The 13,782-nt window shown below is 60.7% G+C and carries 14 protein-coding genes and 1 pseudogene; 9 read left to right on the forward strand and 6 right to left on the reverse strand.

The annotated features are described in order from the left end of the window. Window positions 1–95 precede the first annotated feature (95 nt). The 5 genes from ROI90_RS06595 to ROI90_RS06615 all read left to right on the forward strand — a co-directional run bounded on the left by ROI90_RS06595 (window position 96) and on the right by ROI90_RS06615 (window position 4,117). Complete coding sequence (locus tag ROI90_RS06595) at window positions 96–1,505, forward strand: efflux RND transporter periplasmic adaptor subunit (RefSeq protein WP_315997545.1); 1,410 nt, start codon at window positions 96–98, stop codon at window positions 1,503–1,505. Window positions 1,506–1,755: 250 nt separating this feature from the next. Then, entirely contained in the window at window positions 1,756–2,745 is a 990-nt protein-coding gene (locus ROI90_RS06600; RefSeq protein WP_315997546.1) for an NAD(P)H-dependent glycerol-3-phosphate dehydrogenase, read from the forward strand. 166 nt (window positions 2,746–2,911) lie between these two features. Beyond that, complete coding sequence (locus ROI90_RS06605; RefSeq protein ID WP_315997547.1) at window positions 2,912–3,211, forward strand: hypothetical protein; 300 nt, start codon at window positions 2,912–2,914, stop codon at window positions 3,209–3,211. 79 nt (window positions 3,212–3,290) lie between these two features. Next, window positions 3,291–3,686 (forward strand): DUF4259 domain-containing protein, encoded by a 396-nt coding sequence (locus ROI90_RS06610; protein ID WP_315997548.1) that lies wholly within the window; start codon window positions 3,291–3,293, stop codon window positions 3,684–3,686. A 2-nt stretch (window positions 3,687–3,688) separates the two neighbouring features. Next, window positions 3,689–4,117 carry an EamA family transporter gene (locus ROI90_RS06615; protein WP_315997549.1) on the forward strand — a complete coding sequence of 143 codons (429 nt, stop codon included), beginning with the start codon at window positions 3,689–3,691 and terminating at the stop codon, window positions 4,115–4,117. A 24-nt stretch (window positions 4,118–4,141) separates the two neighbouring features. Here the strand turns inward: ROI90_RS06615 and ROI90_RS06620 are convergent, their stop codons facing one another. Further along, a complete protein-coding gene (locus tag ROI90_RS06620) occupies window positions 4,142–4,981 on the reverse strand; it encodes a phosphatase PAP2 family protein (protein ID WP_315997550.1) in 840 nt (279 codons plus the stop codon). Window positions 4,982–5,151: 170 nt separating this feature from the next. Here ROI90_RS06620 and ROI90_RS06625 point away from each other — a divergent pair, with 170 nt between their 5' ends. Then, window positions 5,152–5,868: a cytochrome b/b6 domain-containing protein gene (locus ROI90_RS06625; RefSeq protein ID WP_315997551.1), complete on the forward strand. Its 717-nt coding sequence runs from the start codon at window positions 5,152–5,154 to the stop codon at window positions 5,866–5,868. Next, window positions 5,858–6,631 (forward strand): molybdopterin-dependent oxidoreductase, encoded by a 774-nt coding sequence (locus tag ROI90_RS06630; protein ID WP_315997552.1) that lies wholly within the window; start codon window positions 5,858–5,860, stop codon window positions 6,629–6,631. The genes ROI90_RS06625 and ROI90_RS06630 overlap by 11 nt, the downstream gene beginning before the upstream one ends. 303 nt (window positions 6,632–6,934) lie before the next feature. On the opposite strand, the gene ROI90_RS06635 is transcribed toward ROI90_RS06630, so the two are convergent. From ROI90_RS06635 to ROI90_RS06645, 3 genes are all read right to left on the reverse strand, one after another. Next, window positions 6,935–8,722 carry a HAMP domain-containing sensor histidine kinase gene (locus ROI90_RS06635; protein WP_315997553.1) on the reverse strand — a complete coding sequence of 596 codons (1,788 nt, stop codon included), beginning with the start codon at window positions 8,720–8,722 and terminating at the stop codon, window positions 6,935–6,937. A gap of 100 nt (window positions 8,723–8,822) precedes the next feature. Then, entirely contained in the window at window positions 8,823–9,317 is a 495-nt protein-coding gene (locus ROI90_RS06640; protein ID WP_315997554.1) for a hypothetical protein, read from the reverse strand. A gap of 97 nt (window positions 9,318–9,414) precedes the next feature. Then, on the reverse strand, window positions 9,415–10,773 hold the full coding sequence (locus tag ROI90_RS06645; RefSeq protein WP_315997555.1) for a sigma-54-dependent transcriptional regulator: 1,359 nt from the start codon (window positions 10,771–10,773) through the stop codon (window positions 9,415–9,417). Between the two features lie 200 nt (window positions 10,774–10,973). On the opposite strand from ROI90_RS06645, the pseudogene ROI90_RS06650 reads away from it, so the two are divergent. Together ROI90_RS06650 and ROI90_RS06655 are read left to right on the forward strand one after the other, a co-directional pair. Continuing rightward, a pseudogene (locus ROI90_RS06650) lies at window positions 10,974–11,363 on the forward strand (YbbC/YhhH family protein). Between the two features lie 28 nt (window positions 11,364–11,391). Then, the gene (locus tag ROI90_RS06655; RefSeq protein ID WP_315997556.1) at window positions 11,392–11,892 is read left to right on the forward strand and encodes a hypothetical protein; all 501 of its coding nucleotides are present in this window, start codon (window positions 11,392–11,394) and stop codon (window positions 11,890–11,892) included. An 18-nt stretch (window positions 11,893–11,910) separates the two neighbouring features. Here ROI90_RS06655 and ROI90_RS06660 read toward each other — a convergent pair whose 3' ends face one another. Beyond that, window positions 11,911–12,741, reverse strand: coding sequence for an ATP-binding cassette domain-containing protein (locus tag ROI90_RS06660; RefSeq protein WP_315997557.1), 831 nt, complete (start codon window positions 12,739–12,741; stop codon window positions 11,911–11,913). A 181-nt stretch (window positions 12,742–12,922) separates the two neighbouring features. Next, window positions 12,923–13,699, reverse strand: coding sequence for an ABC transporter permease (locus ROI90_RS06665; protein ID WP_315997558.1), 777 nt, complete (start codon window positions 13,697–13,699; stop codon window positions 12,923–12,925). Between the last annotated feature and the right edge of the window lie 83 nt (window positions 13,700–13,782).

A 13,782-nucleotide genomic window follows, 5' to 3' on the forward strand; every position in this document is an offset into this window, starting at 1 on the left:
CAGTCTCAGTTAGCCGATCTTTACTTCATTGAGAGAGTGAAGAAGCGGTAACTAAGAAGCTGTCTTCTAGTTGCATAAGACGTTACCAGACCAACATGAAAAATAACCGTACCCTCTACATACTGCTGGCCCTGCTGGTGGTGCTGCTGGTTGGATTTGTAGTAGCCAAAAAACAGGGATGGGTAGGTAAGCCGGCCGGCACCGAGGTGCTGGCGGCCAAGGCCACGCCGGCTACCATTGTGGAGAAAGTAAGCGCCTCGGGCAAGGTGCAGCCCGAAACCGAGGTAAAGATTTCCCCCGACGTATCGGGCGAAATCACCGAGCTGTACGTGCAGGAAGGCGACTCCGTGAAGAAGGGCCAGCTGCTGTTGCGCATCCGCCCCGACAACTACCAAGCCGTGGTCAGCCAGCAAAGCGCCGTGGTGGGTACCCAGCAGGCCAACGTAGGCCAGAGCCAGGCCCGCCTCCAGCAGCTGATTGCCAGCGCCCGCCAGACCGAGCTGACCTACCGCCGCAACGCCTCTTTGTACAAGCAGAAGGTGATTTCGCAGTCAGATTACGAGGCCAGCAAAGCCGCCTACGATGCCTCCCAGGAGGAAATCAACTCGGCCCGCCAGAGTATCCGGGCAGCCCAGAGCAGCGTGCGCAGCGCCCAGGCCGGCCTCGATGATGCCCGCCGCAACCTCGATAAAACCACGATTTACGCCCCGGTAAGCGGTACCGTGAGCAAGCTCAACGTGAAGAAGGGCGAGCGGGTAGTGGGTACTTCCCAGATGGCGGGCACCGAAATCATGCGCATTGCCAACCTCAACAACATGGAGGTGCGGGTGAGTGTGAACGAAAACGACATCATCAACGTGACCCTGGGCGACTCGGCCGACGTGGAAGTGGACAGCTACGCCAGCAAGGACCAGAAGTTCCGGGGCGTGGTAACGGCCATTGCCAACACGGCCAAGGATGCCCTCACGGCCGAAGCCGTAACCGAGTTTGAGGTGCGCATCCGCCTGCTGCCCGAGTCGTACCGCCAGCTGATTCGCACGGTGCAGGGCCGCAGCGTGGTGCCCTTCCGCCCGGGCATGACGGCCTCCGTAGATGTGATTACCAACCGCAAAGCCAACGTGCTGAGCGTGCCCCTGGCCGCCGTAACCACCCGCTCCGACAGCACCAAAACCGAGGATAAGAAGAACACCCCCGCCGTGCGCGTGAGCCGGGGCAGCGGCGCCCAGCCCGATAAGCCCGAGGCTGCCGGCATTAAAGCCCCCGTGCAGGAAGTGGTGTTCCTGATCCGCAACGGCAAGGCCGTGATGACGCCCGTCAAAACCGGCATCAGCGACTTCCAGAACATGGAAATCCTGAGCGGCATTCAGGCCGGCGACCAGGTGGTGAGCGGGCCGTTCCGGGCCGTTTCCAAAACCCTGAAGGACGGTGCCCTGGTGGTGGTGAAAGACGCCAAAACCCTGGACAAGGCCGCCATGAAGGAGGACGCGCCCACCGAGGAAGAATAACTACACCTGAGTTAGTTGCTCATTTTGAGTTGCTAACCAGCCCGGAAGGCCGCCGCTAACACCCGTTAGCGGCGGCCTTCCGTTTTTTTTGGCTAAGATTGACGGGAAGGCGAGTTAGTGAAGTGGTGAAATGGTGAGTTTGATGTGGTTGAGAACCTAGGGTCCGACACCACGCAAACCTGTGCCGTTAGCGCCATCTGAACGTCAGACTCACCATCTCACCACTTCACTACCTCACCGTTTCCCACCCTTGGAAAAAATAGCCATGCTCGGCGGCGGCTCCTGGGCCACCGCGCTAACCAAAATCCTCTCCGAAAACGGCAGCCGCGTGCATTGGTGGATGCGCAGCAAGGACGACGTGCAGCACCTGCTGCGCACCCGCCACAACCCGCGCTACCTCAGCTCCGTGGCCCACGACCTGAGCCGGGTGCTGCCCACCACCGACCTGGACGAGGCCGTGCGCGAGGCCGACTGGCTGGTGCTGGCCGTGCCCGCCGCCTTCGTGCAAAGTACCCTGGATAAGCTGGGCCGCGACGAGCTGAAGAACAAGCGGGTTATTTCGGCTATCAAAGGCATGATTCCGGGCAAAAACGTACTGGTGACCGACTACGTAGCCGAGCGGTTCCGGCTCCCGCACACCCGCCTAGGCGTAGTGGCCGGGCCCTGCCACGCCGAGGAGGTGGCCCTGGAAAAGCAAAGCTACCTGACCATCGGCTCCCCGGATGCCGACCTGGCCGAGGAATTCAGTCGCCTGCTGCGCAACCGCTACGTGAAAGCCAACCCCGCCGAAGACCTCGACGGCATTGAGTACTGCGCCGTGATGAAGAACATCATTGCCCTCACCGGCGGCATCGCCCACGGCCTGGGCTACGGCGACAATTTTCAGGCGGTGCTGGTGAGCAACGCCGTGCAGGAAATGCGCCGCTTCGTGCACGCCCTCAACCCCCAGCCCCGCGACCTGTCGGCCTCCGCCTACCTGGGTGATTTGCTGGTAACGGCCTATTCCCAGTTCTCGCGCAACCGCACCTTCGGCAGCATGGTGGGGCGGGGCTACTCCGTAAAATCGGCCCAGCTGGAAATGAACATGGTGGCCGAGGGCTACTACGCCGTGAAAAGCATCTACGAGCTTAACCGCAAGCTGCAGGTATCCATGCCCATCACCTCTGCCGCCTACCACATCCTCTACGAGAAGATTTCCCCGGCCATTGAGATTGAGCTGCTGAAGGAGAAGTTTAAATAGGATGGAGGTAATACAAGCGGGGAACAGCTGGCGCCGGAGCTGGTGTTTCGCGTTGGGCGCGGGCTGGTGCGGTTTGCTGCTGCTGGTAATTTCCTGGCTGGTGCTGGGCAAGCCGTATTGGTTGTTGTTGCTGAACGGAGAGATAGGCTGGACTATTTACCCCCCTTTGTCTGCTTTACCTCCCGGTATTCCCGGTGCCGATGCGACCATTTGGGAAGTGCTGGTGCCGGCGGTGTGCGGCGGACTTTTTCTGGGCGGTTGGCTTTGGGCGTGGCGGCAGCGCCAACGCGCTGTAGCCCCGGGCTCAGCTCGCTGGTTCTGGTGGTCGTTGCTGCTGCTGCTGCCATTGCTGGTGCAAGTGGGTGGCAACGTGTATGCCGCCCGCTACCTGCGCGACACCGAAGAACAACTGCTACGGAAACTGCAGCATATCTCGCCGGATTCAACTCCCGGCGCTGGCCGGTAGCCGGTGCGCGGCGTTGCTACCAAACAAATCAGCCGTTTCTGCGTCTGCTACTCACCCTCTCACCATCACCCCACACCACATGAGCACCTGGGACTACCATAACTTCGACAATGACGACGCGGCGGATTTCGCCGAAAACTTCCGCCAAGACCCCAACGAGGCCATCCTGTATGAGGCCTTGGCCACCGCCGCCGAATCGGAGGACCACCTGGAGCTACCCGAAGCCGCCGAAGCTTTAGCCGCCGCCGAAATCGTGGCCGCCATCTTGGGCCATCCGGCCGCTGATTTTCTGCCGGGCCTGCTGCTGGCCGTGAACGGCATGGAAGTGGACGACGACCTAGCCGACCTGGCGGTGGAAGCCGTGGAAGCCGTGGTGCGCAAGTCGGAGCTGCAGGAGGAGCGGGCCAAGCTGACCGATTATCCGCAGTGGCAACAGCTGCAGGAGGATCTGCTGGCCCGCTTAGCAGCCGAATAAAAATGCACTGGCTGGCCTTGGCCCTGCTAACGGCGCTCTGCCTGGCGGGCTACAATTTCTTTATCAAGCTGGCCGCCGGTCATATCTCGGCGGCGGCGGGAGCGGTGATTCTGCAGCTGGTGGCGGCAGCCCTGGGCGGTGTGTGGCTGCTGCTGCTGCGCCTGAAAGGGCAGCCCCTGGAACTCAGCTCTAAAGGGGTAGGGCTGGCCATGCTGGCCGGAGCCGGCGTGGGCCTGGCCGAAATCCTAACGTTCGTGGTATTCAGCCGGGGCGTGTCGTCGTCGGTGGGTACGCCGGTCATCGTGGGCGGCTCGGTGCTGCTCACGGCCGTGCTGGGCCTGGTAATCCTGCGCGAAACGCTGGCCTGGCCGCAGGCGCTGGGGCTGCTGTGCATAGTGGTCGGCATTGCTTTGCTGGCCCGGGGCCACTGAGGGGCACCATCTGGGCCAACAGGGCTACTCGGGCCGCCAGGTAACAGTGAGGCCGGCAGTGCCCCCGGGCCAGGCCATGGGGGCGGCGCTGACACCCTTGAGGCGCGGTTTGCGGCCCCAGCGGTTACGGTGGGACAGGTAGCCCAGGTGAGCCGACAGAATGCCAATTCCCGCCCCGGCCACAACATCCGACTGCCAGTGCCGGTCGTTGAGCATGCGCAGGGCGGCTACACTGGTAGCAATGGTGTAAGCCCCCACGCCGTACCACTGGCTTTTATCCCGAAACTCGGTGTGCACGATGCTGGCGGCCAGAAACGCCTGGGCCGTGTGGCCCGAAGGGAAGGAGTTGCGGGTGCTGCCATCGGGCCGGAGCACCTTGGTCGTGTTTTTGAGCGCGTAAGTCAGGGCCCCGAAAATCAGCTCCGACTTGCCGATAACCAGCAGCGTGTTCAGCCGGTCGTTGCGCGACTCTACGCCGGCCAGGGCCACTAGGCCCAATTCCGCGTAGGGGGCCAGAATCAGGTAGTCATCAACCTTGGTATGAAAGCCAGAAAAGTTGCGCTGGATGTCGCGGCGGGCGTCGTAGCTGCTGTAAAAGCCGTTGCCGTTGATGGTGGAAACCCCGTAGCCAATAAGCACGGCCGGTACGATGGTGGCCGTCACCAGCTTGCCCTTATACCAGGGCTTTTTTACGATGGTGGGTAGGTCGCCGGGGTTTTCGTACTTGCGGGTTGTATCGGCTGGGGCAGTAGGCGCGGCGGGTTGTACCTGAGCGGCCAGGGGCAGGGCGGAGCTCATGCTCAGCAGAGCAACAAGCGCGTGGCGGCGCACAAAACCAACAGTAGCAGGTAGAAAGGAAGTCATGGCAGTAGTAAAAAGCAGAACGATAGGGCCCTTATTAGGCCTCGCAAGATAAAGACGTAATACTACGGTAACATAGACGGGCCCGCCAACCCACGGGCCCGTTAGCTTGTTTACCAGCTGCCGCCCTCGCCCGTCAACCTGCTCACCCTCATTCTCTCGTAGGTAGCCTCATGAAGTATTTGTACGAAAAGCACCCGCTGGCCATCCGCTGGTTTCACTGGATCAATTTTCCGGTGCTGGCCCTGATGATTTGGAGCGGCCTCTGGATTTACTGGGCCAACGACGTGTACCGGGTGGGCTGGGGCAGCACTACGCTGCTGAAGTTTTTTCCCCAGTCGTTTTACGAGGCCTTCGACATGCCCTACAAGCTGGCCAAGGGCATGGCCTGGCACTTCGTGCTGATGTGGGTGTTCATGCTCAACGGCCTGCTGTACGTGGGCTACACGCTGGTTTCGGGGGAGTGGCGGGCCCTGGTGCCGGGCCGCCACGCCTGGCGGGAAGCCGGGCAGGTAGTCCTCCACGACCTGGGTTTGCGCAAGCAGCCGCTGCCGGCGCGCAAGTACAACGCTGCCCAGCAAATTGCCTATACCGCCGTCGTGCTGATGGGGGCTGGCTCTTTGCTGACGGGGGCCGTCATCTACAAACCCACGCAGCTGGCCTGGCTGACCACCGCCCTCGGGGGCTACGAGTGGGCCCGGGCCGAACATTTCATTCTCACTATTGGCTACGTGCTGTTTTTCCTGGTGCACGTGGCCCAGGTAGCGCGGGCCGGCTGGAACAATTTCCGTTCCATGGTGGCCGGTGTGGAGGTCGTCGACATTCCACCTTCCGCCGCTCCCGTTGCGCCTGTTGCTGACCCCACTGCTACTACTCCCCATGTCCGCTAACATGCCCGAAAAACCGCTTATCCCCGCCGATGACGCCGCTCTGGCTGAAGTACGCCGCCGTTCCCGCCGCTCATTCCTGGTGGGGGGCACGGCCGCCGTGCTGGGGCTGCTGGGCTGGCGCTGGGCCAGCACGGGCTCCGAGGCCGACGGCATTTCCCGGCCCCTGCGCAGTGTGCTCGATGCCAACGGGCAACTGGCCGGGGAGTATTTCAGCTCGGCCCACCTGGCCCCGGTGTATCCGAAAAGTAGGGCCCGCATGCCCCGCACCAACGGCCGGGTAGGTCTGAAAACGGCGTTGGACCCGGCCGCCTGGCGGCTGCGCGTAACGCCGTCCGCCGGCGGAGCGGCCCGGGAGTTCACGCTGGCCGATATTCAGGCCCTGCCCCGGATAGAAATGACCACCGAACTCAAGTGCATTGAGGGTTGGAGCACCGTGGTTACCTGGGCCGGGGCGCGGTTTGCCGACTTCCTTGCCCGCTTCCCCCTGGCCGACGCGGCCGCGCCCTTCGTCAACCTCACCACCCCCGACGGCAAGTACTACGTGGGCCTGGACATGGCCAGCGCCCTGCATCCGCAAACCCTGCTGTGCTACGAAATGAACGGCGCCCCCCTCACGCCCGAGCACGGCGCCCCCCTGCGGCTGGTAACGCCCGTTAAGTACGGCATCAAGCACATCAAGCGCCTGGGCACCATCAGCTTCCCGCCGCAGCGCCCCGCCGATTACTGGGCCGACCGGGGCTACGACTGGCACTCGGGCCTGTAACAGCCGGGCAGGCCGGAAACCGCACAACCCGGGGCGGGGCCTCGGGTTGTGCGGTTGGTTGCGGAAAAGGGGACGGTGTTGGCTTGCCCTTGCAGGGGCGTGCCAGAGGGATGCACAAAGGTGGTGCAAACCGGCTGCCATGCCAAGCCCTGTTCCGCGTTGTTCGTGACATGCGTTGCTTACATCTGAGAACTCGCAAAAGCACCTTTTATTCGACTCAAGCGCCTTTGCCGATTATGTGCGGGGCGAAATTAGGCTACAATCCGGTGCAGCTGTGACATTGCACCGGCGCTATCTTTTCAATTAGTTCACAACCACTGCCGGTAGCGTAAAGCAGAAGTGGCTACCCTGTTCCGGCACACTTTCCACCCACAGCCGTCCGCCCTGGGCTTCTATGAACTCGCGGGAAATGCTCAGGCCCAGGCCCGAGCCGCCCTTGTGGCCGGTGGCGTTGGGTACTTCTGAAAAGCGCTGAAAAATTCGCTCGTGGTATTCGGGGGCAATGCCCGGCCCGCAATCCTGTACACTTATCTGCAGCTGTTGCGGGGTAGCCTGGTGGGCGCGCACGCACAAATCGGCGCCGCGGGGCGAGTAGCGGATAGCGTTGGCCAACAGGTTGATGAGTACCCAGGTGGTTTTTTCCACGTCGGCGCGGGCAGCGGGTAAGCTCGCGGGCAATTCCAGGCGCAGCTGCAGCTCCTTATCGTCTACCTGCGGGCGCACCGTATCAATGGCATAGTTGACGACCTGCGCCAGGGTGATGGGCTGCACGTCGAACTGAATTTCCGCTCCCGCATCCAGCCTCGATACGGCCAGCAGCTGGCCCACCATGCCCAGCAGGCGCTGGGTTTCGTCGCCTATGCCATCGGCCAGGCGCTGGCGCTCCTCCGGCTCCGTGCGCTCATCCTGCAGCAGCATTAGGCTGAGCTTAATGCTGGCCAGCGGGGTTTTCAGCTCGTGGGAAATGGTGGCCAGGTAGTTCGATTTCACCTCGTCCAGCTTTTTGAAATCGGACACGTTGCGCAACGACAGGATGTGGCCCACAAACTCCGTGCGGCTGGTTTCCCGGTTGCGGCTGACGATGTGGTTGAGCGTGAGCTGGTAATAGGCCGTTTCGCCATTGGGGCGGTAGATGGTGAGCGTGACCGGGGCGGGCGTTTCGCCGGCGCGCACGGTTTCCTGAGCCAGCAGGGGCTGGAACAACTGGTGCAGCAGCTCGGTTTGCTGACTTAGCTCCTCGGCGCGGCGGCCCACTAGGTCGGCGGCTTCGCGGCCCAGCAGCTCCCGGGCGGCGGGGTTGGCCAGTAGTACGGTGCGGTCGGGGTCGAGCAGGAGCAGGCCTTCATCCAGGTGCTCAATCAGGCTTTCCAGGCGGCTCCGCTCCGTGGCCAGGGCCGCCCGCGTCACGCTGCGCTGGTCCTGCATGTAGCCGAAGGCCCGGTTCAGGGCCAGCGCCACGGCACCTACTTCGTCGTTTTTGGCAATGGAAACCTGGGTAGCGGGGCCGGGACTAGCCACGTCCTCCACATCGGCCCGGAGGCGACGCAGGGGCCGCAGCACCACCCGCGGCAGGCGCACAATCAGCCCCAGGCCCACGGCTGTGCTCAACAGCACCAGCGTGAGCACCGTGCGGCGCTCCTGGGCAGCCTGCCGGGTTACGCGCTGAGTTTGTTGATTGAACGAAGCTGCGTTGAGTTGCATCATGCGGTGGGTTTCGGCCCGGAGCTGGTGCAGTTGCGCTACTTGCTGAGCGGCCGGGGCCCGGTCATCCACCAGACGCTGGTAGTCGGCCACCTGCTGGGTGAGCGTATCGACCAGCTCCAGTTCTCCGGTTTCGGTGATGTTGGCGGCCTCGCGGGTGAGGGCGCGGCGCAGCTGCTGCAGCGGGAGCTGGGCCGCGGGCTGGTCCTGTAGCTGCTCCAGGGCCCGCAGCATCTGCTCTCCATATTCCACGGAGCGAAAGTTGGCCTGCTGAATCCCCAATGCTCCCTTCTCCAGCCGCTGAATCGTGAAAAAAGTATACCCGCCCAGCCCCAGCAGCAAGGTCAGCATCGTGAGGATGCTCAGGCGGATTTTGAGTTTTAGGGACATCGGATATGCTAGAGCTAAAAACTAGTTCCCCTCCTTGGAAAGGAGGGGCTAGGGGTGGTTGATATGAGTAAGAACATCCTTTTCAATAAAGGGTAATAGACTACAGCTGCACCGACAATTGCCAACTCGACGATTTAGCTCGGGCCAGAATATCCGGAATAGAGGTTTGCAGAGACTCGCCGGTCAGACGGTTGCGGAGTACTACCTTGTGGCGGTTGCCTAACACTTCAGCCGCTGCTATTTCACTTTCGGTAAGGGCAAAGAAGAAGCCGGAGAAGTCTGGTTTGACGCGGGCCTGATTTGCCGTCTTTACCTCGACAAAAACCATTGCCGGCAGCAAGGCCCGTACTTGTTCCTTGTTCAGAAAATCTACCTCCGTTCCTTCAGGCAACTCAATAGCATCGAAACTGCTGGCTTTGATTGTAATGCCGGTTTCGCGTAGGGCTTCTAATAGAATTTTTAATGCGTTGCCTTTGGGGCGAGGTACCCAGGTATCTTCTTCGTGGAGTGCCAAAAGTTCTCCAGCCGCACCTTGCTGATTAGCGAGACGGGCAAGGTGAATACGCTTGGCTGCAATAACTTCTGAGGGTTTCATGCTTTCTAAGATTTCAACGATTGTCACCCACCCCTAACCCCTCCTTTCCAAGGAGGGGAACTAGTTTTTAGCTCTGGTTTCCAGGTAGCATACTTCGCTACAGCCCGTACTCCTGCACCTTACGGTACAAGGTGGTGAGGCCGATGGCGAGGCGGCGGGCGGCTTCGGTTTTGTTGCCCTGCACCTGATGCAGCACCTGGCGGATGTGGCGGGCTTCCACGGCGCGCAGGCTCTGGTCGGTGGGGTCGGCGTCGGGGCTCAGGGACGAGGGCAGGGTGTGGAACTCGTCGGGGAGGTAGCCGGCCGAGAGGGGCTGGTCGGCGGGGGCGAGGATGGCGGCGCGTTCCAGCACGTTCTTCAGCTCCCGCACGTTGCCGGGCCACTCGTAGCGCTGCAGCAGCTCCACGCACTCGGGCTCCAAGCTTGGTAGACGCTTGCGCAGCTGGGCCGCGAAGTGCTGCAGAAAGTGTGTGGCCAGAACCGGTACATCGGTAGCGCGCTCCTGCAGGCTGGGCACGTTGATGGTGAACACGGAGAGGCGGTAGTATAAATCGGGGCGGAAATGGCCGGCGGCGGCTTCCTGCTTGAGGTTGCGGTTGGTGGCGGCCACAATGCGCACGTTCACGCTGGTGGGCTTGGTGTCGCCGAGCTTGGTGAACTGCCGCGTCTCCAGCACCCGCAGGAACTTGGCCTGCACGTTCAGCTCCAGCTCCCCGATTTCATCCAGGAACAGGGTGCCGCCGTTGGCTTCTTCCAGCAGGCCTTTCTTGTCAGCCAGCGCGCCTGTAAACGCGCCCTTTTTGTAGCCAAACAGCTCCGATTCCAGCAAGTCCTTGGGGAAAGCCGAGCAGTTCACGGCCACGAACGGTTTGAGCTTCCGCTCACTGGCCTCGTGCAATGCCTGGGCAAACAGCTCCTTGCCCGCGCCGGTGGGGCCTTCCAGCAGCACGGTGCTGTCGGTGGGGGCTACCTGGCGGGCCAGGTCCTGGGCGCGGCGTAGGGCCGGAGCCGCGCCAATCATGCTGGCAAAGCTGTAGCGCTGACTCATGCGCCGCTCCAGCTCGGCCACGCGGCGGCGCAGCCGGGCTTTTTCGGCGGCCCGCTCCACCACTACCACCAGCTGCTGCTCGAAGTCGCCCTTGGTGAGATAGTCGAACGCGCCCTGCTTCATGGCCCGCACCCCATCCGGAATAGTACCGAAGGCCGTGAGCAGCACAATCTCACAGTCGGGGGCCTTGGCGCGGTAGCGCGGCATCAGGTCCACACCGTGGCCGTCGGGCAGCTTCACATCCGACACTACTACCAGCACCTCATCGGCGTGGTGCTGGAGCAGCTCAAGACCGCGGCTGGCATCGGGGGCCTGCAGCACGGTGTAGCCTTCCAGCTCCAGCACCCGCGCCAACAGCTGGCGCAGGCGGGCTTCGTCATCAATCAGGAGCAGGGTACCGGTGGGCATTAGGAGAGGGGATAAAAACAGAGAATTAGGGATGCGGGTGCGAAAGTATCGGCTTAGTGGGGAAAAAGCAGGATGAACCGTAGAGACGCAATATCTTGCGTCTCCTCGTTGAACAGTCTTGCTTGTGCGGTTCGAACAACATCAGCAACGACGAGACGCAAGATATTGCGTCTCTACAACTCCCTTCTCGATTCCTCGCCATGGCTAAAAGCTTCACTTCTCTTTGCACAGCTGGATTGTTAGCACTTTGCATCTGTGGTTGTGCTCAATACAAAAAACACAGCAGACTGGGTAGGGAAATAGCCAGGAAAGAATTACAAGAAGCCCTGCAGAAGCAGGTTGCTATCAATGTTTCAACTGCGACGCAGGCGTTGCCGGATAGCGCCGCCGCTGTGCGAGTTGCGGAGCCTATCTTGTTTCGGACATATGGCCAAAAGAAGATTGTGGATGAACGGCCTTATGAGGTATATCTAATAGATAAATATTGAGTATTGATGGGCACTCTGCCGGAGGATTCGGACGGTGGGGTATTCATAATAATTCTGGATTCCAGGGATAGTCGGGTGATAGAACTGACACACGGGAAATAATGCTTCATGCATAATTGATCTACAAACAATGGACAAGCTTCTTCATGATAGTTTAAGGCCTGCAACGTGCCCAACTGGAATACCAAGCGAAATAATCAATCTGGTCGATACTGTCGACTGGACAGGATTTGGAACTGCATACGGTGAGGCAGAAGGGAGCATACCTCATTACCTTAAGAACCTATTCTGTTCCGATTCTAATGTGGCTAATGAAGCTACGCATCAGCTATGGTGTTCTCTTTGTCATCAGCACGCTTTTATATCCTCTGCAGCTTTGCCAGCTTATCCTATATTAATTCGGGCGTTAATTAATCTTGACGAAAAACCCAAGATTGAAATACTAGATATAATGAGTGGATTCGCTTCGTGTTTACACCGAGGTGCTCTCAATAAATCATTAATTGAATGGGAAATAAAGCTTTACAACCTGATGTTAGCTGATAGGCCGTTATTTAAGGACCTGGCTGAGCATCCTGATAAAGATATAAACAACTTCTCCCAAGCCATCTTAAGTGATTTGAATGCTTAGGATACGAACAAAGATTTTTTACGCACTCTGTCGAATTTCCTCCTTCAGATGCTCCACGAACCGAACAAAATCAGGTTCGGATTCCACGTTTTCGTGCCAGGCGAGGCCCATTTCGGCGAGGTTGTACTGGTGCTCGGGGCTAATGGTGGCGCCGGGCAGGAGCTGGCCGCTGGCGTCCCGCTCGTAGCCCAGCAGCCAGAGCCGGTCGCAGAGGGCGGTGGTGGTCTGGATATCGTGGGAGACGATGACGACGGTGTTCAGCTCGTCCATGGTGGTTACTTCGAGGATGATTTTCTTCACCTCGTCAATCATGGCAATATCAAGACCCGAGAACGGCTCGTCGAGCAGAATGAGGTGGTCGGAGCAGAGTAGCTGCTGGGCAATGGCGGCGCGCTGGCGCTGCCCGCCGGAGAGGTGAGCCGGGTACTTGCGGCGGTGCGCCGTGAGTTGAAAACGCTCCAGGTAGGCGTCGGTCTGGCGGCGGGCTTCGGCGGCATTGGGGTATTTGCGGGCGGCGGCCAGTAGCAGATTGTCGTGGAGGGTGCGGTGGTTGAACAGTGGGTACTGCTGCTGCACGAAGCCCACCGCGCCGGGCGCTACGGCCTGCTGGTCCTGCCCCACCAGCACCGTGCCGCTGCTGGGCGCCATCAGCCCCGCCATAATGCGGCACAGGACCGATTTGCCCAGCCCCGAGCGGCCGTAGAACCCCACCACCTGGCCCTGCTCCATGCCCGGCCGGCACACGTCCAGCACCTGGGCCGAAATATCGCGCAGAATGGTTTCGCCCGCAAACTCCATCGACACGTTGTCGAGCGTCAGCACCGGGAATTTATAGAAATAGGGAGTCATGGCAGCGGTGAGATGGTAAAATAGTGAGATGGTGAGTTTGCTGTGTTGGCTACTCCAAGCCGTCAGCTTCTGCCGGATTGTAGACGCGACACTTCGCGTCTTGGCGTTGCTGAGGTTGTTTATCCAGACGAACTGAACAGCGCGGACGACGCGACGCGAAGTGTCGCGTCTCTACATCGTTTTAGCGCACAGTAGCCAACTCCGAGTAGGGGAAAAACACGCGGCGCAGGAGGGTGAACACGTAGTCCTGGACGGCACCGGCGGCGAGGATGACGAGCTGAATGGCCAGCACGCCGTCGAGGTGGAGGTAGCGGTTTTGCTTGTAGAGTAGCAGTCCGATGCCGCCTTCCGACTGGTAGAGGGTTTCCACCAGCGTAATCATTGTCCAAATAATGGCGAAGTTCTGGCGCACTACTTCCAGCATCTCATCCAGCTTGCCCAGCACCACCACTTCCCAGAAGCTGCGCCACTCGCCCAGGCCCAGGGTGCGGGCGTGGTCCATCTCCTGCTGGGTGGTAGTCAGAATAACCGACGTCATTCCCGTAACGAGGTACACCGTAGTAGCGAAAATCAGTACCGAGAGCTTGACCTCGTGGCCGGAGCTCACCAGCAGGGCCATGAAAAACGTGAGGCCGGTGAGCGTGAGGTAGCGCATTTTGGAGGCCGCGTAGGCCAGCGGCCGGAAGAAGGGCAGCGCCGTGAGATAGGAAATCAGCAGGGCCAGCACCGTAGCTACGCCCAGGGCCTGCAGCGCCGTCGTCATGCTGGCCCATAGCTCCGGAATGAGGCCCTGTGTGGTAATCAGGTCGGCCAGCGCCCGGAGCACCTCGCCCAGGGAGGGGAAGATGCGCAGCGGCATCCACAGCCACAGCAGCAGCAGTACCAACACCTGGCCGCCCGCCATCAGCAGAAACGTGGTGCGCGGCGGCCGGGCGTTGGGAAGGAAGAGGGATTTCATGGAGTAGGGTATGGGGGTGAGCGGGTAGGAGTTGTTTGTCATCCTGGGCCCCGCGAAGGATCTTTTCACGATTGGGTCGTTCT

The sequence above is a fragment of the Hymenobacter endophyticus genome, assembly GCF_032464715.1.
Classification (GTDB): domain Bacteria; phylum Bacteroidota; class Bacteroidia; order Cytophagales; family Hymenobacteraceae; genus Hymenobacter; species Hymenobacter endophyticus.